A 17,769-nucleotide genomic window follows, 5' to 3' on the forward strand; every position below is an offset into this window, starting at 1 on the left:
TCCGCTCACCGTCGGTGCCCGCCGGTACCTTCGTGGTGAAATGACCGCTTAGAAGGGTCCACACAGCATGTCGACGCCAGCATCGTTTGGATCTACGCCAGCGAGGTCCGGCATGCCGGAGTGGTACCCGGAGTTGTTGGCGTCCGTCTCCAGCGAGGTCCATTCCGGTCGTTCCAGGGCAATTTCGGCCGCCAACCGGGAGATGCTGCTGTCCTACTGGTCGATTGGCAGCGAACTGGCCAAACGGGAATCGGCGCAAGGGTGGGGCAGCAAAGTCGTCACGCGGCTCGCTGCCGACGTCCGCTCGGCTTTTCCGGAGGCAACAGGATCCTCGCCGCAGAACCTGCGGTACATGAAGTCGTTCGCCCAAGCCTGGCCGGGCTTCCCAATGTTGCAAGCGCCGCTTGCAACATTGCCCTGGTACCACCAGATAGCTCTGATCGAGAAGCCCAGCGACCCGGAACCCGGCTCTGGTACGCAACTGCCGCCGTCTAAAACGGATGGTCTCGGAACGTGCTGGCCCACCACATCGAGACGAAGCTCCACGAACGCTCCGGCATAGCGGTTACTAACTTCTCGGCGACCTTGCCGCCATGGGACTCAGACCTGGCCCAGCAGGCTTTCAAGGACCCCTACGTCTTCGACTTCCTGCCACTGACGGGCAAACGGAATGAGCGGGAGCTTGAGGGGCCGCTGATCGTCCATGTCGAGAAGTTCCTCCTCGAACTCGGCCAGGGGTTTGCCTTCGTGGGCCGGCAGGTCCGCTTTGACCATCGGCCGGGAGGAATTCTTCGCCGTTCTGCTGTTCTACAACTTCAAGCTGCGTTGCTTTGTGGTGGTCGAACTGAAAGCCACCGCGTTCAAGCCGGAGTACGTGGGCCAGATCAACATGTACATGTCCGCGGTGGACGATCTTCTAGCCCACCCGGACGACAAGCCCACCGTCGGTCTCCTGCTGGGCAAAACCAAGAACAACGTGGTGGCCGAATACTCGCTGCGGGGATTCTCCCAACCGATCAGCGTCGCCGAATGGGAATCCGGGATCGTCCAATCCCTGCCCGAGGAATTCGCTGCGACCCTGCCCAGCATCAGCGAACTCGAAGCCGAACTTTCCGGCCCCACGGCGAAGTGACATCGTCCGTGGGGGGAACCGCAATGGGCGATGTCAGAAGAGATCGGCAAGCTCCTCGTTAACCTCGTCCGGATCAAACGCTTTAGGGTCCAGCGTGTCGCCCGGCTGCATGCCCAGCCACTCCCGGTACTCCTGGTGCTCCTCGTGGCGGGGATCATTGATGGTCTCAACGATGTTCGCCCAGCCCCAGGTGCCGCCACTGTCCTCCGCCGGAGCGGCACCCCGGCCCGCGGTGCACCGCGGGAGCTGACCGCCGCCGTCTGCCGGCAAGACTTTCTCCACCTTGACGGCGTGCACCCAGTTGTCGCCAAAGTCGTACGTGTACGTCATGCCGCTGCCCACGGCGGGGAGCAGTTCGCCCACAGTCACCGTGGCTTCGTCGAGGGGAGATTCGCCGTAGAAGTCATCCTCGCCGTCCGGGTCCACCGGCGCGTACGTGGGACCGCGGAATCCTGCGGTCTGGAAGTGGTGCAGGTGGTAATCCAGCCAGCCGAACAGGGCCTGGATCACCTGGTGCAGCTGCGGCAGGGGCATACCGGAGGGAACCAGGACGCGACGCCAGATGGGAGGCTTCGATCCGTTCAGCATGACTTTGAGCTGCAGAACGGACCCCTCTCCGCCCGGCGCCGCCGCAGGGGCTGAATCCGGGCCGGCCACAGAAACTGCCTGGCCCCGCGTCGGCAGCTCGGCATCCTCATCCGGGCCGGGCTGGAGGCCGAGGTCGGACAGGACCTCATCATCGTCGAAGACGCCCGCAACACAGCCGATCACCGCGGCCGGAACCCGAAAATGTGTGTCAATGGTCATCAGACCCAGCTCCGCAAGTGCTTCCAGCCGGCTCACAGCCGCATCGGTCAGCACGCCGACCATCATCTTTTCCTCATCCGGCGCAAAGGTGGCGGCGGCCAGAACGCGTTCCTTGAGCGGCGGGTCCGGCGTTGCCGCGGCAAGCAAGATCGAGGCCTGCATTCCGGCGATAAGCCGCTCCCACGGCTGCTCCCAGTCGAAGCCGAGCGCGGCAGCCTCCAGGAACCGCTCCAGAAAAAACTCCAGCTCTTCCAGCCGCTCCGCGGTCCCGCCCGCCACAAACACGTCTGAGGATGCCGAACGCACCACCTTGGTTGACCCGACGTCAATCAACTCAGCGTCCACCAGAGCGTTCCACAGCTGAGCCAGCAGCGGCACCTCATACATACTCCGGACAGTGGGCACAGGATCCGCGGCACCGGTGAACCCCGGCAGAAGGTCTTCGGGCAACGAGGCAGTCCGCTTGGCGGAGCCCCTGACGATCACCCCGACGCAGGCAGCCGCCGCTTCGATCTCCCGCAAACGGAGCGCACCGGTCGCGGTGACCGGCTTGCCGTCCCCGATCCACTGCAGCAGCGCTGTGGCCCGCTGGATCAGCGGCAGCCGGGACAGCGCCGCCAGGGCGTCAAGTGCGGGAATGGCCGGCACATCAACGAGGCCCCAGCCAACGCCGCCGTTGCTCCTGTCGTCCCCGTCGAGCGCGTCGAAGAAATCCCTGATCTCGGCGAGCTGCTCCTCTGAACCCGACCACCGCTCGGTTTCCGCGAGAAATTCAACAAAGGCTTGAACGGCAGCGACCGTGTAAGCGGCCTCGTCGACGTCGTCACCGTCGCCAAGGTCAACCCCGGCGGCCAAGGCCAAGGCGGTCAATTCATCCGAGACCGCAAGTGCGAGCGGGACGGGGTCAATGGAAGTCACGTCGGCCGCTGCCGTTCGTTCCATATAACGGCCCATGACGATCTTGACCTGCGGCAGACACTCCAGCGCGGAAGCAGCGGCGCCCGGAGTGCCGTCGTCGAACCACCGGACGAACGCCGGCGTCAACGCATCGACAGCCCGCTCGGCCCGGAACGAACTCAGGGAAGGGGCGTGGGGTGCCCACGAACCGCTGCGACCCGCCCCCGCGGGATTGCCCGAGCGCCAGTTCCTGCCGTTTTTGGTCATGGTGTTCCTGCCTGCTGACGTTTTGGTTGGGGCGACGGGTGGCCGCTGCCGGAGCGGCTTTTCTCCAGCGTACCGAGTGTGGCGTTCGGCCGCGACGAACAGGGCCGTTGGCTAAGCTGGACAGCAACACGACATTGGGGGAACAACCGTGAACACAGCACCCATCAAGATACCCGCGCTCGGCTTTTCGGAGGCCGACTGGGAGGGCGTCGCACTCGACCGGCTGGCTGAGCCGCTCGGCTGGCAGCCCAAAGCCGGCCAGGACATCGCACCCGGCACGGGTGAGCGCGACTCCTGGGACGAGCTGCTGATCCGGCCGCGGCTGCTCGCGGCCCTGCAGCGGTTCAACCCGGCGGTCCCGGTTCAGTATCTGCAGCAGGCCCTCGCGGAGATCGCCGCGCCCAAGTCCAAAGACGCCGTCGCCGAGAACCACCGCATCCACGGCTACCTTGTGGACGGTTTCCGGCTAAGCTACATCGACTCCGACGGCACCGAGGCCAACCCCACCATCCGGCTGCTCAGCACGGACCCGGACCAGAACGACTGGCTCGCCGTCAACCAGGTCACCCTCATCCAGGGCGACTACAAACGCCGCTTCGACCTCGCGCTCTACTGCAACGGCATGCCCGTCAGCATCATCGAGCTCAAGAAGGCCGGCAGCTCCCACGCCGACGTCGCCGGGGCGCACGCCCAGCTGCAGACCTACCTGCGCGAGTTCCCCCTGGCGTTCCGCTTCTGCGTATTCACGCTCGCCTCGGACGGCATCGACGCCAAATACGGCACGCCCTTCACGCCCCTGAATCACTTCTCCCCTTGGAACGTCGACGACGACGGCGTCCCCCTGGCGCCGGGCTATATGGAAGACGGCGAAGCCGTCACGGCGCTGGAAACCGCCCTGCACGGGCTGTATAACCAGGACCGTTTCCTGCAGCTCCTGCAGAGCTTCACCGCGTTCGACGGCGGCTCCGACGGGCTCACCAAACGCATCGCCAAACCGCACCAGTACTTCGCCGTCACCAAGGCCGTGGGCAGCACCGTCCAGGCCGTGGAGAGCAACGGCAAGGCCGGCGTTGTCTGGCACACGCAGGGCTCGGGCAAGTCGATGGAGATGGAGCTCTACACCAACCTGGTGGCCCGGCACCCCAGGCTGAAGAACCCTACCGTCGTCGTCATCACGGACCGCAACGAACTCGACGGACAACTTTTTGAGGGCTTCTCCCGCAGCCTCCTGCTGGCCGAATCGCCCAAGCAGATCAAGAAACGCTCCGAGCTGCGCGAGGAACTCTCCAACCGCACCACCGGCGGCATCTACTTCACCACGCTGCAGAAGTTCGGCCGCAGCAAGGCCGAGAAGGACGCTGGCACCGACCACCCGCTGCTGTCCGACCGGCGGAACATCATCGTGGTGGTGGACGAGGCGCACCGCAGTCACTACGACGACCTCGACGGCTACGCCCGGCACCTGCGCGACGCCCTGCCGCACGCGACGCTCATTGCCTTCACCGGCACCCCGATCTCCTTCGATGACCGCAACACGCAGGACGTCTTCGGCGACTACATCGATGTCTACGATCTCTCCCGGGCTGTGGAGGACGGCGCCACCGTGCCGGTCTACTTCGAACCGCGGCTGATCAAGGTGGGACTGGCCTCTGAGGTCACGGAGGAAATCCTGGACCGGGCCGCCGACGAGGCGACCCTGGGCCTGGACGACACCGAACGGTCGCGGATCGAGGCGAGCGTCGCCGTCGTGAACGCAGTCTATGGCGCGCCCCAGCGGATCGCCGCGCTGGCCGCGGACCTCGTGGCGCACTGGGAGAACCGCAGCGCCCGGATGCACAAGTTCATCGAGGCGCCCGGCAAGGCCATGATTGTCGGAGGGACACGGGAAATCTGCGCGAAACTGTACTCGGCGATCGTGGAACTGCGGCCGGACTGGCACTCGGATGACCTAGGCAAGGGCAAGATCAAGGTGGTGTACTCGGGCAATGCGACCGATGGGCCGCCGGTCTCGGACCATGTGCGCCGCGACTCGATGAACGCCCAGATCAAGGAGCGTCTCAAAGACGTGGATGACGAGCTGGAGCTGGTGATCGTCAAGGACATGATGCTCACCGGCTACGACTCCCCTCCCCTGCACACCCTGTACCTGGACCGGCCGCTGAAGGGCGCGCTGCTCATGCAGACCCTGGCCCGGGTGAACCGCACATTCCGCGGCAAGGAAGACGGGCTGCTGGTGGCGTATGCGCCGCTGGCGGAGAACCTGGCCAAAGCGCTGGGCGAGTACACGCGCTCGGACCAGGACAAGAAGCCGGTCGGGAAGAACATCGATGAGGCTGTCGGCCTGACGGTGTCGATCGTAGATTCGCTGCGTGCCCTGCTCGCCGGGTACGACTGGAAGGCGGTGCTGATGAAGGGCGGCAACAAGGCGTTTCTGAATGCCGTGACCGGCGCGGTGAGCTATCTGCGCAACCCGGGCACACCCGGTAACCAACCAGCCGTCGGCGAGGAGTCGATCGCCGCCCGGTACCGCAGGTTCTCCAGCCAGCTGTCCAGAGCTTGGGCTCTGTGCTCAGGGTCGGAGACGCTGGCCGAGCTGCGCCCGGAGATCCAGGTTTACGAGGAGATCCGGGTCTGGATGGCGAAGTACGACGCCGCCGACCGGCAGGCCTCTGGCGAGCCGGTGCCTGAGGACATCCAGCGGCTGCTGGGCGAACTGATTGCCTCGGCCACTTCGTCCGGCGAGGTCCTCGACATCTACGAGGCTGCCGGCATGCCGAAGCCGTCATTGGATGACCTGACACCGGAGTTCATCGCCAAAACCCAGCAGGCGCGGAACCCGCAGCTGGCCATCGAGGCACTGCGCAAACTGATTTCTGATGAGACCGTTGCCACGACGCGGACCAACGTGATCCGGCAGCGCGCCTTCTCCGAACGCATCACCGAGCTAATGAAGAAGTACACCAACCAGCAGTTGACGTCGGCGGAGGTCATTGCGGAACTGGTGGAACTGGCCCGTGAAGTGGCAGCCGAAGCCAACCGCGGCGCGCACTTCACTCCCCCGCTGAACTCGGACGAACTGGCCTTCTATGATGCCGTGGCTTCAAATGAGTCGGCGGTGGAGGTACAGGGCGAAGGCATCCTGGCCGACATCGCCCGCGAGCTGGTGTCGGTGATGCGCCGTGACGTCCGGACTGACTGGACCGTCCGCGACGACGTCCGGGCCAAGCTGCGCTCCTCGATCAAACGGCTCCTGGTCCGTTTCGGCTACCCGCCGGACAAACAACCCGAGGCCATCAAGCTGGTCATGGAGCAAATGGAGTCGATGGCCCCGCGGTTTGCGGAGGCCCGTGGCTAACCGCACCGGAGTTTCCGCCGTCAGGCGGTCGCAACAAACAACACGAAAAAATGGGGAAATGACTACTTACGAAACATCCACTGGAAACGCGATGCCGGAGGTACCGCCGACTCCGGACCACGAACCGCAGCTAAAGTCCAAGAGGCTGAAGTTAGCGAAGCTCCGGTCGGCCAACGGCGCCCGGATCATTTTGGGGGCGCTGCTGGGTCTGCTGATGATCATCACATGGATCGTCAACAACCCGGCCTTTCAGAGTGGCAGCAGCCCTTCCGATTGGAAGTCCGGGCTCAGCGCAGCCGATCTTAAGAACACCATGAACAACGGCGAGACAAAGGGCGCACCGCAGCAGACTGTTGTCAACGGTTGGTACGCCAATGACATCGCCGCTGTCACTGCCGCGCAGAACACCTATATTGCGGCGAGTTCCGCCAGGAATGGGAATCTTTTGATGCTGCTGGGGATTGGAGCGGCAGGCGAACTGATCATCCGTGGTACGGAGCGCGCACGCATCAACCGCCGAGCTACCGCGTAGCGAAGGTCGCCTGCACGTCGCCGGAAGTCACTTCTGGTAGACGTCCCGACGGTGCCCGAGGTTTACGACCACTACCAAGAGCACGTCGTCCTGGATGGTGTAGATGATCCGGTAGTCGCCGACACGGACCCGATACCCGGGACGGCCGCTCAAAGCAATTGCTTTGGGCGGCCGTGGGTCTTGGCCTAGCAGCGCGATCGCACCTTGAATGCGTTCTTTATCCTCGGGATGAATTTTTCTCAATGCGCGGATGGCGGCAGGTCTAAGCTCAATCCGGTAGGGGCTCATGCCCAGCCCAGATCCGCCTTCACTTGTACCCAGGGAATGTTCTCGCCTTCTTCCGCCATTGCGGCATCAAACGCCGCAATGTCCTCGACTTCTTCCAAAGCATCAAGCATCTGCTCATATCGCTCAGGCGATACTAGAACCGCCGCCCGATGTCCGCGGCGTTCGATAAATACCGGCTCAGACTCGGCCTTCTCGATGAGCTCCGGCAAGTGTGATCGCGCGTCCGTGATGTTGATGGTCGACATGCAACAAATGTACATCCGAGAGCATCAGATGTACATCTGCCGCATCCCCGCCGAAGGAGAGAAGAAGACTAGAAGTCCCAGTCGTCATCCTCAGTATTAACAGCCTTGCCAATGACGTAAGAAGACCCCGACCCCGAGAAGAAGTCGTGGTTCTCGTCAGCATTCGGTGACAGCGCCGACAGGATGGCCGGGTTCACGTCCGTCACCGAGGCCGGGAACATGGCCTCGTAGCCCAGGTTCATCAGGGCCTTGTTGGCGTTGTAGTGCAGGAACTTCTTGACGTCCTCGGCCAGGCCGACGGAGTCGTAGAGGTCGTGCGTGTACTGGACCTCGTTCTCGTACAGCTCGAACAGCAGCTCAAAGGTGTAGTCCTTGATCTCCTGCTTGCGCTCCTCGGAGGCGCCTTCGAGGCCCTTCTGGAACTTGTAGCCGATGTAGTAGCCGTGCACGGCCTCGTCGCGGATGATCAGGCGGATCAGGTCGGCCGTGTTCGTCAGCTTGGCCCGTGAGGACCAGTACATCGGCAGGTAGAAGCCGGAGTAGAACAGGAAGCTCTCCAGCAGCGTGGAGGCCACCTTGCGCTTCAGCGGATCGTCGCCCTGGTAGTAGTCCATAACGATCTGCGCCTTTTTCTGCAGGTTCACGTTTTCGGTGGACCAGCGGAACGCCTCGTCGATCTCTTTGGTGGAGGCCAGCGTGGAGAAGATGGAGGAGTAGCTCTTGGCGTGCACGGACTCCATGAACGCGATGTTCGTGTATACGGCTTCTTCATGGGGGGTGATCGCGTCCGGGATGAGGGAGACGGCGCCGACGGTGCCCTGGATGGTGTCCAGCAGGGTCAGGCCGGTGAACACGCGCATGGTGAGCTGCTGCTCGTCGGGCGTCAGCGTCGCCCACGACTGCACGTCGTTAGACAGCGGGATCTTCTCCGGAAGCCAGAAGTTGTTGACCAGGCGGTTCCAGACGTCAACGTCCTTCTCGTCTTGGATGCGGTTCCAGTTGATCGCATCAACATGGGTGAGAAGCTTTACTTTTGCTGTCATGACTCCGACTCGCTTTCTGCAGAGAAACTGGGTTTGGCTGAGTCCTCGATGCAATAGCTGCACTCGGCGTTCTCGATGCCTTTGTTGGTGTGATGTCTGGTGTGTGCGCTGCGCTGGCTGGCAGGCTTGGGCTTGCCTTTTTGAGCGGCTGACAGCTTCGCCCGGGTTTCCGCGCTTAGCTTCTTGCCAAAGTTAGGATTCCCCGGCCCCTTCCTGGCGTCGGAAAGAGCCCTCCGTGATTCCTCACTCATCGTATGGCCAAAGCCCGGGTGCTCCGCTCCGAACTTACCAAAGTTGGGATTGTCCGCACCGGAGTAGGTTCCCTTGCGGTCCTGAGACCACTTCCCGCGTTGCTCCAGGCTGTGCCTGCCACCGTAGAAGGGGTTCTCCGGCCCGGGCCGGCTCAGCCCTTTCCGACCCGTGCCACGGATACTTGCGGCTTCCCGCATCTCCTCAGTCCACACAACTCCCGTGGGACCCAGACCGCCCTCGGAGAGATTCAGGAGACGGTCTCCCTCACGCCGCAGATAACTGATCCACTCGATCTCGGCCCGGCCGAGCTCCGGCAGGCCTTCAATCCAGTCCAATTCATCTGCAATGAGATCAGCCGGATCATGCTTTCGGAGCCAATCGTAGAAGGGCGTCTTTCGCCCTTCAGCGGCAACGCGCAGGTGCTGATGGAAACGACGACTGGCCGTCTTAGTCGTGATACCGACATAGCGGTACTCGACCTCCCGCCTAAGCCGGATACCGTAGACCAAGCCGCCCGTCGCCGTCGTCGGTTCCATCATTTCATCCCTAAAGCAAATCAACCTATTTCAGTTGATTACAACATACACGAGACACAATTTTCCACCTCAGTCCCTTCCAGCGCGAGCTGGCGGAGACGGATGTAGTAGATGGTCTTGATGCCCTTCTTCCAGGCGTAGATCTGGGCCCGGTTGATGTCGCGCGTGGTGGCGGTGTCCTTGAAGAACAGCGTCAGGGACAGGCCCTGGTCCACGTGCTGCGTGGCAGCGGCGTAGGTGTCGATGACCTTCTCGTAGCCGATCTCATACGCGTCCTGGTAGTACTCCAGGTTGTCGTTCGTCAGGTACGGCGCCGGGTAGTAGACGCGGCCCAGCTTGCCTTCCTTGCGGATCTCGATCTTGGACGCCACCGGGTGGATCGAGGAGGTGGAGTTGTTGATGTAGGAGATCGAGCCGGTCGGCGGGACAGCCTGCAGGTTCTGGTTGTAGATGCCGTGCTCCATAACGGAAGCCTTCAGCTCGCGCCAGTCATCCTGGGTGGGGATGTGGATGTTCTTGAACAGCTCGGCAACCTTGGCGGTCTGCGGGACCCATTCCTGGTTCGTGTACTTGTCGAAGAACTCGCCGGAGGCGTACTTGGACTTCTCGAAGCCGCCGAAGGTCTGGCCGGTCTGGATGGCCAGCCGGTTGGAGGCCCGGACGGCGTGGAACACCACCGAGTAGAAGTAGATGTTGGTGAAGTCGATGCCCTCTTCGGAGCCGTAGTGGACCCGCTCGCGGGCCAGGTAGCCGTGCAGGTTCATCTGGCCCAGGCCAATTGCGTGGGACTGGTCGTTGCCGCGGGCGATCGAGGGCACCGAGGTGATGTTGGACATGTCCGAGACGGCCGAGAGGGACCGGATGGCCGTCTCGATGGTCAGGCCGAAGTCCGGCGAATCCATCGCCTTCGCGATGTTCAGCGAACCCAGGTTGCAGGAAATGTCCTTGCCGGTGGTCTCGTAGGACAGGTCATCGTTGTACGTGGTGGGCTGGGAGACCTGGAGGATCTCCGAGCACAGGTTGGACATGATGATCTTGCCGTCAATCGGGTTTTCCCGGTTCACGGTGTCCTCGAACATGATGTACGGGTAACCGGATTCGAACTGGATCTCGGCGAGGGTCTGGAAGAACTCACGCGCCTTGATCTTGGTCTTCTTGATCCGGGAATCGTCCACCATCTCGTAGTACTTCTCGGTGACCGAGACGTCGGAGAACGGCATGCCGTAGACCTTCTCGACGTCGTACGGCGAGAACAAGTACATGTCCTCGTCCTTCTTGGCCAGCTCGAAGGTGATGTCCGGGATCACGACGCCGAGCGAGAGGGTCTTGATCCGGATCTTCTCATCCGCATTCTCGCGCTTGGTGTCCAGGAAACGGTAAATGTCCGGGTGGTGCGCGTGCAGGTACACCGCACCCGCACCCTGGCGGGCACCGAGCTGGTTGGCGTAGGAGAAGCTGTCCTCAAGGAGCTTCATCACGGGGATGACGCCGGAGGACTGGTTCTCGATCTGCTTGATCGGCGCGCCGACCTCACGGATGTTGGTCAGCGCGAACGCCACACCGCCACCGCGCTTGGACAGCTGCAGCGCGGAGTTGATGGAACGGCCGATCGACTCCATGTTGTCTTCGATGCGGAGCAGGAAGCAGGAGACCAGCTCGCCGCGCTGGCGCTTGCCGGCGTTCAGGAACGTGGGGGTGGCCGGCTGGAAGCGGCCTTCGATGATCTCGTCGACCATCTGCAGGGCCAGCTGCTCGTCGCCGCGGGCCAGGTGCAGGGCCACCATGCAGACGCGGTCCTCGTAGCGCTCCAGGAAACGCTTTCCGTCGAACGTCTTGAGCGTGTAGGAGGTGTAGAACTTGAACGCGCCGAGGAAGGTCTCGAAGCGGAACTTCTTTTTGTACGCGCGGTTGTAGAGCTCGCGGATGAAGTTCATCGTGTACTGGTCGAGGGTTTCGCGCTCGTAGTACTCGTTCTTCACGAGGTAGTCGAGCTTTTCCTCAAGGTCGTGGAAGAAAACGGTGTTGTTGTTCACGTGCTGCAGGAAGTACTGGTGGGCAGCCTCGCGGTCGGCCTCGAACTGGATCTCCCCGTTCGGGCCGTAGAGGTTCAGCATCGCGTTGAGCTCGTGGTAGCCCAGGCCCTGGAAAGCGGCCTGCATGGCCGGCTTCTCGCCGGGAACGGTGTGCTTCTCGACGGCGGAGCTGGTCTTCTCGGCTGAGCCGAGGGAGCCCGGCCCGGTCACTTCGGTGTCTGCGACAGTCGTGTCCAAAATTCTTCCAATCCTTGGTGAACCCGGCTGACGTCTTCCGGCGTCCCCATAAGTTCAAATCGATATAAGTGCGGGACCTGGCATTTCGCGGCAATAATGTCGCCGGCCATGCAGTAGTTGTCCCCAAAGTTCGTATTGCCTGCCCCGATCACGCCCCGGATTTCTTCCCGGTTGCGCGGATCGTTCAGGAAGCGGATGACCTGCTTCGGAACGGAACCTTCTCCCCCGGTGCCGCCGTAAGTCGGGAGCACCAATACAAAGGGTTCGGTGGCCACCAGCGCCGGTTCCCTCGCATGGAGCGGAATCCGGGCGGCGTCGATGCCCAGCTTCCCGACGAAGCGTGCGGTGTTTTCCGAACTGGAGGAGAAGTAGATGAGGTGACTGGCAGTGCTCCGGACCGTAGCCGGGTTCCGGCCGTCTGCCGCCGGCGAAGTGTGGGCCGTTGCCGTTGCCACTGGTGCCATGGGTGTCACCTCATCGAACGTGATTTCGTGTCAAGCGTTTTAGGCTACGGCGACGGCGAACGCCTGCGCCAGTTCTTCGATCTTGTCGGGGCGGAAACCGGACCAGTGGTCCTGGTCCGTGACGACAACCGGGGCCTGCATGTAGCCGAGGCCTTTCAGGCGCTCGAGGGCATCCGCATCCTGGGAGATGTCGACGCTCTGGTAGGTGATGCCCTTCTTATCCAGCGCGCGGTATGTCGCGTTGCACTGAACACAGGCCGGTTTCGTGTAAACCGTAACGGTCATGGTCCCTGTCCCCTTTGTTGAAGTCTTTGGTACTGCGTAATCCACGGCGAACTGCGTGCTGCGCAGAGGCTGTTGCTGGTGAGCTGAGGCTCTGGTGCCAGTGGTCCGGGCTGGCCGGTCCGGGACAGGAATCCTGATCCGTTACTGGTCTTGCCTGGCGAGCACTGCTGCTCCGCTGGAACTGTATGTCGATACTACATGTTGTGCAAGAGCCCGATGTGGACCCCAAGATGATGTATTACAAGTATGTCATTTAATGCACCATCAGTCCACAGGCGGGGTGGCTCAAAATGTCCGGAATTCCGCCGTTTTGACGGACGAAATCCACAGGCTGTGGAGTACCTTTGCACAATTAACTCCCTGCGTGTCGTGGGGTGGACGGCGTGTCGCGGGAGCCGGGAACCGGGTCCCGGCGTGGCGTTAAGCACCCGTCGTGGTGTCCGGAAACACGAAGAAGGCGGACACCCACCGGGTGCCCGCCTTCGCCGGCGTACGGCGACTCAGAGTTGCTGTTACCTGCCGGTCTCCGGCCTGCTGCAGAGAATCTGCTCCACGCCCATCCGGCGTTCGGCAAAGCTGCGCAGCGCGCCGACCAAGTACAGCCGCCAGACCCGGGCGACTTCCGCCCCCATCATTTCGACGGCGGCCGCGTGGTTCTCCTCGAACCGCGCGTACCAGGCCTCGAGGGTCCGGACATAGTCACGGCGCATGCCCTGCACGCCCTCGACCTCCAGGCCAGCGTCTTCCAGGAAGCCCAGCGTGTCCCCGACCGGACGCATGTGCATGTCCGGGGCAATAAAGGACTCGATAAAAGGACCCCCGCCGGGATGCTTGCCCCGCCGGGACATTTGCTGGACCAGCACCCGGCCACCAGGGGCGAGGTTATTAAACAGGGCGGCGGCGTAGACGGGGTAATTCTGCTGGCCAACGTGTTCGCCCATTTCCAGTGAGGCGACGGCGTCGAACGGTCCGTCCGGGATTTCCCGGTAATCCTGGACCCGGATCTCAACGCGCCCCTCAAGGCCGCGTTCCTTGATCCGGGCGTCGATGAACGCCTTCTGCTGCACGGAGAGGGTGACGCCGACGACGTCGACGCCGTAGTACTGCGCCGCATACAGGCTCAGCGAGCCCCAGCCGCAGCCGACGTCCAGCATCCGCATCCCCGCCTTGAGCCCGATCTTGCGGCAGACCAGGTCCAGCTTGTCCCGCTGGGCGTCTTCCAGCCCGTAGTTCGGGGACGAACTGCCGTCCGCTGCCCGATCCGTCCAGTAGCCGCTGGAGTAGGCCATCTGCGGGTCCAGGATCAGCGCATAGAAATCGTTGCTGAGGTCGTAGTGGTGGCTGATCGCGGCACGGTCCCGGAGGAGGCTGTGCAGCCGTCCCTTGACCCTGGCCTGGCTGGCCGGCGGCGGCGGCGGCGCGCCGAGAGCCCCGGCGGCGCGGGCAATCCGTGCGACGCCGGCCAGCACCGCCGGCGTGGGACGGATACCGGCGAGGCCCCGGTCCCGCACCACCTTCCAGAGGTGCTCGAGGGTGCTGTTCAGGTCGTCGTCGAGATCCAGCTCACCGGTGACATATGCCTGCGCCGCGCCCAGCTCCCCCGGCGCCCAGAGCAGGCGCCGGATGGCATCCGGGGAGTTCAGCCGGACCACCGGGGCGCCGGCCGGACCGGCCTCGCTGCCGTCCCAGGCGACGAGCCGGACGGGGAGCTCCCCGCCGGCAAGCGGCCGCAGGACCTCCTCGACCATTGTGGCCAGCGGCGCCGTCATTCGGCGGATCCGTTGTTCGACTCGCCCACTGTCCGACGGTCCAGCACGATCTGCTGCACGTCGAGGTAGCCGGTTTCGAAGCCTGCCCGGGAGTAGCAGAGGTAGAACAGCCACATACGCTGGAAGATCTCATCGAAGCCCAGCGCCCGGACCTCGGCGGAGCGGGCCATAAAGCGCTCTTCCCAGAGCCTGAGCGACTGGGCGTAGTGCTCCCCCATGGCCAGGCGTTCGCGCACGCGCAGTCCCGTCTGCTTGGCCGTGGTGTCCTCGATGGCGCGCACCGAGGGAATGACGCCGCCGGGGAAGATGTACTTGTGCACCCAGGTGTAGCTGGTGCGGGTGGCCATCAGCCGGTCGTGGGCGATGGTGATGGCCTGGATGGCGACCTTTCCGCCCGGGGCCAGGAGACGCTCGATCGTCTGAAAATACGTAGCCCAGTATTCGAAGCCCACGGCTTCGATCATCTCCACAGAGACGACGGCGTCGTACTCGCCTTCAACCGCGCGGTAGTCCTTCAGTTCGATTGTGACGGCGTCGGCGTACCCCGCGTCGGCGACCCGCTTGCGGGCAAGTTCCTGCTGCTCGCTGGAGAGGGTGACGGAGTAAACGGTGGCCCCGCGCTGTGCTGCCCGGAGGGCGAGCTCGCCCCAGCCGGTGCCGATTTCCAGCACCCGGGTGCCCGCCCCGACGCCGGCCTTGTCCAGCAGGCGGTCGATCTTGGCCTGCTGCGCCGCGGCAAAACCGTCCCAAGCCACGCTCTTGAGGGCCTCGCCGGTCTCCGGGAACAGCGCACTGGAGTAGGTCATGGTCTCATCCAGGAACGTGGAAAACAGTTCGTTGGAAAGGTCATAGTGCCGGGAGATGTTCGAGCGGGTGTTCTGCTCGGTGTTGCGTTCCTTGCGCGGCTGGCGCGGCAGGTAGAACGCACGCAGTTTCTGCAGCGGCTCCGGCACGAGGGTCCCGACGCGGGCGGCAAAAACCTCCATCACGGCTGTCAGATTGTCAGCGTCCCAATCGCCGGCCATAAAGGACTCGCCCAGGCCGATCAATCCGCCGTCGCCGAGCCGGGCCGCAAAGGCCTGGGGACGGTTCATGGTCATAACCGGGTAGCGGTGGCCCGGCGTGGCTGCCTTGCCCAGGACGGTACCGTCCGGGTAGCGGACCTCCAGCGGGAGCCGGCGGACCGCGGCTTTGAAGATGGCGTCAGCAGCACGGCCGGCCAGCCGCGCCTTCAGGCTTGAAGGGACGGTGGCGATGCTGGGCCAGATGGCGGCGTCAACCACCGCCGGAGGCTGCGGAACGGTGTAAGGGGCTGCGGCCTCATTCTCGCGGCGCGCCGCGCCCGATCCGGTCGCTTCGGTCATTGTCACTGTACTGCCTCCTGGGAAGGGTGGTGCGGTCGTTTGATCAGGGGCAGCCGGCGTGCCCACAGTTTGATTCCCTGCCAGCGGATCTGCGCCGAGACGCGCAGCGGCGCAAGCGGGACGGCGAGCGCCGTGGCGAGGATCGTCCGCACCGTGGCGTCGTGCCGTTCACCGTCCATGCTGGCGATAAAAGGCCGGTGCCCTTCGCGCTCCAGCACTATCGAGACTGCGAGCCGTGCGCCGGGTTCCGGCAGTTTCATCCGGTACTCGCCGTCGACGTCGTTGAACGGTGAAACGTAAAAGGCCTTCGGCACGCTGGCCCGGCCGGCGTCGTCCGTCTCCAGCAGGTAGCAGTGCCGTTCACCGTAGGTGTTATGGACCTCCGCCACAACGCAGCGCAGTTCCCCGGCAGCGTCGTGGCACCAGAACAGGCTCAGCGGATTAAACACGTGCCCGAATACCCGGGCACTGGCAAGCATCGTGATCCGGCCGCCGTCCAGGGTGACCCCGCGGGTGGCCAGGAACGCCTCCACGTTCCCGCGCAGCGTGCCCTCCGGGTCACCCAGATGGTCCGCGACACGAAAATCGGCCAGCGGACGCAGCAGCCGGGGCACCATGGGAAGCCGGTCGACGTCGACATACCAGCTGTAGCTGCGGTACGTGAAAGCGTTCTTCAGCGGGGTGCGCCGCACATGCGCAATCGAGGTGCGGTAGATGGCCGCCGCGGCGCTCATGAGCCCTCCGCGGCGGCGCTTTGCAGGTCCGGATCGATCGCGACGGCGCGGTACTCCGCGTTCAGGGCCACGGCGGGGATGTCCCAGCTGCGACCGAGCCGTTCCGCGGCCCGGACCCCGGAAAGGGCGCCGTCTTCGTGGAATCCCCAGCCGTGGTAGGCGCCGGCGAAGGCCAGCCGGGCGTCGCCTAGGGCCAGGATCTGCTGCTGGGCCCGGAGCGATTCGGGTGTGTACTGCGGGTGCTCGTAGACCATCCGGTCAAGCACCGTATGGTCGGCAATCAGCTCGGACTCGCCGAGGCTGACGATGTAGCGTCCGCCGTCGGCGGTGTCCAGCCGCTGCAGCCGGGTCATGTCGTAGCTGACCAGGACCTTGTCCGGGCGGGCGTCACAGGCGGGCAGCCGGTAGTTCCAAGACGCCTTGGCATTGTCACTGGCGGGCAGCACGGCGGCATCGCGGTGGAAGACCGTGTGGTTTACCGAGTACGGCATGCCGCCGAGCGCGGCCTGCTCCGCGGGCGAGGCGTCGTTGAGCATGCCCAGCGCCTGGGCCGGGTGGGTGGCGATCACCACGGCGTCGAAGTTTTCGGTGCGGAAGCCGGCGTCGGCGTTTCCGGTCGTTAGTTCCACGCCGTCCGCGTGCCGGCGCACGCCGGTGACCGGGCTGGCGAGCCGGATATCGTCCAGCGTGGCCGCAAGCTTGTCCACGTAGGAGCGTGAGCCGCCGGTGACGGTGCGCCACTGCGGTGAACCGGATACTCCGAGCAGGCCGTGGTGGCCGAGGAAGGTAAAGAGGTAGCGGGCCGGGTACGCGAGCGCCGTGGCCGGGTCGCAGGACCAGACGGCGCTCACGATCGGGGTCATAAAGTGCGAGATGAAGTAGCGGCTGAACTTCTCCCGGGCCAGGAACTCCGCCAGCGTGATGTCGGTACCGGCCGGATCCGTCTCGGCGAGCAAAGCGCGGGCCTTCCGGTAGAAGCGCATCACCTCCAGCAGCATCAGCAGGTATCGTCCGCGCAGCAAGGTGGCAGGCCCCGGAAGGATCCCGCGGCCCTTGGCCCGGGCACCGGCGTATTCCAGACCGCAGCCGTCGCAGCGGACGGACATGGACATTTCGGAGTCCTGGGTTTCAACGCCCAGCTCCGCGAAAAGCCGGAGCAACGTGGGGTAGGTGCGTTCGTTGTGAACGATAAAGCCGGTGTCGATGCCCAGCACCGGCCCACCGTCCTGCGGCACGTCGTGGGTGTGGGCGTGGCCGCCCAGCCGGGAATCGGCTTCGAAGACGGTGACAGAGTCCTCACGGTTCAGGACGTACGCGGCGGTCAGCCCCGCCACGCCGCTGCCAATCACGGCGATCCGCCGGCCTTGCGGAATCCCTGCTGCATCTGACACTGATTTGCTCCTGTTGGCTGCTCTATCCATTGCCTGGATCGTCCTGGTTAAACTTCTTACGGGCAATTCGTCGCCGAGGCGCCCGCGGATGTGTGCGGTTCCCCAGCTTTCTGCTTGAAACCAATGTGCCAGAATGAA

17 protein-coding genes and 1 pseudogene are annotated in these 17,769 nt (G+C 63.9%); 5 read left to right on the plus strand and 13 right to left on the minus strand.

Annotated elements, in window-relative coordinates; all coding sequences use genetic code 11:
• Nucleotides 1–48: 48 nt before the first annotated feature.
• Nucleotides 49–195 carry a hypothetical protein gene (locus QI450_RS09330; protein WP_282468176.1) on the minus strand — a complete coding sequence of 49 codons (147 nt, stop codon included), beginning with the start codon at nt 193–195 and terminating at the stop codon, nt 49–51.
• Between the two features lie 7 nt (nt 196–202).
• Here QI450_RS09330 and QI450_RS09335 point away from each other — a divergent pair, with 7 nt between their 5' ends.
• From QI450_RS09335 to QI450_RS09345, 3 genes and pseudogenes are all read left to right on the plus strand, one after another.
• Complete coding sequence (locus QI450_RS09335; protein ID WP_282468169.1) at nt 203–562, plus strand: DUF1016 N-terminal domain-containing protein; 360 nt, start codon at nt 203–205, stop codon at nt 560–562.
• Nucleotides 514–699: pseudogene (locus QI450_RS09340) on the plus strand (DUF1016 domain-containing protein); the annotation flags it as partial. The gene QI450_RS09335 and the pseudogene QI450_RS09340, both read left to right, overlap by 49 nt.
• Nucleotides 700–766: 67 nt before the next feature.
• Nucleotides 767–1,132, plus strand: a complete 366-nt coding sequence (locus QI450_RS09345; protein WP_256446775.1) for a PDDEXK nuclease domain-containing protein — start codon at nt 767–769, stop codon at nt 1,130–1,132.
• A gap of 33 nt (nt 1,133–1,165) precedes the next feature.
• Here the strand turns inward: QI450_RS09345 and QI450_RS09350 are convergent, their stop codons facing one another.
• Nucleotides 1,166–3,103 (minus strand): plasmid pRiA4b ORF-3 family protein, encoded by a 1,938-nt coding sequence (locus QI450_RS09350; protein WP_226774542.1) that lies wholly within the window; start codon nt 3,101–3,103, stop codon nt 1,166–1,168.
• A 148-nt stretch (nt 3,104–3,251) separates the two neighbouring features.
• Here QI450_RS09350 and QI450_RS09355 point away from each other — a divergent pair, with 148 nt between their 5' ends.
• Both QI450_RS09355 and QI450_RS09360 read left to right on the plus strand, forming a co-directional pair.
• On the plus strand, nt 3,252–6,458 hold the full coding sequence (locus tag QI450_RS09355) for a type I restriction endonuclease subunit R (RefSeq protein ID WP_226774543.1): 3,207 nt from the start codon (nt 3,252–3,254) through the stop codon (nt 6,456–6,458).
• A 58-nt stretch (nt 6,459–6,516) separates the two neighbouring features.
• Nucleotides 6,517–6,990, plus strand: coding sequence for a hypothetical protein (locus tag QI450_RS09360; protein WP_226774544.1), 474 nt, complete (start codon nt 6,517–6,519; stop codon nt 6,988–6,990).
• Nucleotides 6,991–7,017: 27 nt separating this feature from the next.
• On the opposite strand, the gene QI450_RS09365 is transcribed toward QI450_RS09360, so the two are convergent.
• From QI450_RS09365 to QI450_RS09415, 11 genes are all read right to left on the minus strand, one after another.
• Nucleotides 7,018–7,278 carry a type II toxin-antitoxin system RelE/ParE family toxin gene (locus QI450_RS09365; RefSeq protein ID WP_226774545.1) on the minus strand — a complete coding sequence of 87 codons (261 nt, stop codon included), beginning with the start codon at nt 7,276–7,278 and terminating at the stop codon, nt 7,018–7,020.
• Nucleotides 7,275–7,523 (minus strand): type II toxin-antitoxin system Phd/YefM family antitoxin, encoded by a 249-nt coding sequence (locus QI450_RS09370; protein ID WP_142037365.1) that lies wholly within the window; start codon nt 7,521–7,523, stop codon nt 7,275–7,277. The genes QI450_RS09365 and QI450_RS09370 overlap by 4 nt, the downstream gene beginning before the upstream one ends.
• 68 nt (nt 7,524–7,591) lie before the next feature.
• Complete coding sequence (gene nrdF / locus QI450_RS09375; protein ID WP_226774546.1) at nt 7,592–8,566, minus strand: class 1b ribonucleoside-diphosphate reductase subunit beta; 975 nt, start codon at nt 8,564–8,566, stop codon at nt 7,592–7,594.
• A complete protein-coding gene (locus tag QI450_RS09380; protein WP_226774547.1) occupies nt 8,563–9,357 on the minus strand; it encodes an NUMOD3 domain-containing DNA-binding protein in 795 nt (264 codons plus the stop codon). The genes nrdF and QI450_RS09380 overlap by 4 nt, the downstream gene beginning before the upstream one ends.
• 35 nt (nt 9,358–9,392) lie before the next feature.
• Nucleotides 9,393–11,513: a class 1b ribonucleoside-diphosphate reductase subunit alpha gene (gene nrdE, locus QI450_RS09385; protein WP_226774592.1), complete on the minus strand. Its 2,121-nt coding sequence runs from the start codon at nt 11,511–11,513 to the stop codon at nt 9,393–9,395.
• 80 nt (nt 11,514–11,593) lie between these two features.
• A complete protein-coding gene (gene nrdI, locus QI450_RS09390; RefSeq protein WP_226774548.1) occupies nt 11,594–12,088 on the minus strand; it encodes a class Ib ribonucleoside-diphosphate reductase assembly flavoprotein NrdI in 495 nt (164 codons plus the stop codon).
• 39 nt (nt 12,089–12,127) lie between these two features.
• Nucleotides 12,128–12,373, minus strand: coding sequence for a glutaredoxin-like protein NrdH (gene nrdH, locus QI450_RS09395; RefSeq protein ID WP_226774549.1), 246 nt, complete (start codon nt 12,371–12,373; stop codon nt 12,128–12,130).
• Between the two features lie 512 nt (nt 12,374–12,885).
• Nucleotides 12,886–14,142 (minus strand): cyclopropane-fatty-acyl-phospholipid synthase family protein, encoded by a 1,257-nt coding sequence (locus QI450_RS09400; RefSeq protein WP_226774550.1) that lies wholly within the window; start codon nt 14,140–14,142, stop codon nt 12,886–12,888.
• A complete protein-coding gene (locus QI450_RS09405) occupies nt 14,139–15,512 on the minus strand; it encodes a cyclopropane-fatty-acyl-phospholipid synthase family protein (RefSeq protein WP_226774551.1) in 1,374 nt (457 codons plus the stop codon). The genes QI450_RS09400 and QI450_RS09405 overlap by 4 nt, the downstream gene beginning before the upstream one ends.
• Nucleotides 15,509–16,240, minus strand: a complete 732-nt coding sequence (locus QI450_RS09410; RefSeq protein WP_226774552.1) for a DUF1365 domain-containing protein — start codon at nt 16,238–16,240, stop codon at nt 15,509–15,511. The genes QI450_RS09405 and QI450_RS09410 overlap by 4 nt, the downstream gene beginning before the upstream one ends.
• Nucleotides 16,237–17,631 carry an FAD-dependent oxidoreductase gene (locus QI450_RS09415; RefSeq protein ID WP_226774553.1) on the minus strand — a complete coding sequence of 465 codons (1,395 nt, stop codon included), beginning with the start codon at nt 17,629–17,631 and terminating at the stop codon, nt 16,237–16,239. Before QI450_RS09415 ends, QI450_RS09410 begins: the two co-directional genes overlap by 4 nt.
• Between the last annotated feature and the right edge of the window lie 138 nt (nt 17,632–17,769).

Origin of the sequence: Arthrobacter sp. EM1, assembly GCF_029964055.1 — a bacterium.
GTDB lineage: Bacteria > Actinomycetota > Actinomycetes > Actinomycetales > Micrococcaceae > Arthrobacter.

What these genes read in the sequence shown, in the direction of transcription:
- nrdI (WP_226774548.1), bottom strand. Translation starts at nt 12,088, where the DNA reads ATGGCACCAGTGGCAACGGCAACGGCCCACACTTCGCCGGCGGCAGAC.
- QI450_RS09370 (WP_142037365.1), bottom strand. Translation starts at nt 7,523, where the DNA reads ATGTCGACCATCAACATCACGGACGCGCGATCACACTTGCCGGAGCTC.
- QI450_RS09335 (WP_282468169.1), top strand. Translation starts at nt 203, where the DNA reads ATGCTGCTGTCCTACTGGTCGATTGGCAGCGAACTGGCCAAACGGGAA.
- QI450_RS09410 (WP_226774552.1), bottom strand. Translation starts at nt 16,240, where the DNA reads ATGAGCGCCGCGGCGGCCATCTACCGCACCTCGATTGCGCATGTGCGG.
- QI450_RS09365 (WP_226774545.1), bottom strand. Translation starts at nt 7,278, where the DNA reads ATGAGCCCCTACCGGATTGAGCTTAGACCTGCCGCCATCCGCGCATTG.
- QI450_RS09350 (WP_226774542.1), bottom strand. Translation starts at nt 3,103, where the DNA reads ATGACCAAAAACGGCAGGAACTGGCGCTCGGGCAATCCCGCGGGGGCG.
- QI450_RS09380 (WP_226774547.1), bottom strand. Translation starts at nt 9,357, where the DNA reads ATGATGGAACCGACGACGGCGACGGGCGGCTTGGTCTACGGTATCCGG.
- QI450_RS09360 (WP_226774544.1), top strand. Translation starts at nt 6,517, where the DNA reads ATGACTACTTACGAAACATCCACTGGAAACGCGATGCCGGAGGTACCG.
- nrdF (WP_226774546.1), bottom strand. Translation starts at nt 8,566, where the DNA reads ATGACAGCAAAAGTAAAGCTTCTCACCCATGTTGATGCGATCAACTGG.
- QI450_RS09400 (WP_226774550.1), bottom strand. Translation starts at nt 14,142, where the DNA reads ATGACGGCGCCGCTGGCCACAATGGTCGAGGAGGTCCTGCGGCCGCTT.
- nrdE (WP_226774592.1), bottom strand. Translation starts at nt 11,513, where the DNA reads ATGCAGGCCGCTTTCCAGGGCCTGGGCTACCACGAGCTCAACGCGATG.
- nrdH (WP_226774549.1), bottom strand. Translation starts at nt 12,373, where the DNA reads ATGACCGTTACGGTTTACACGAAACCGGCCTGTGTTCAGTGCAACGCG.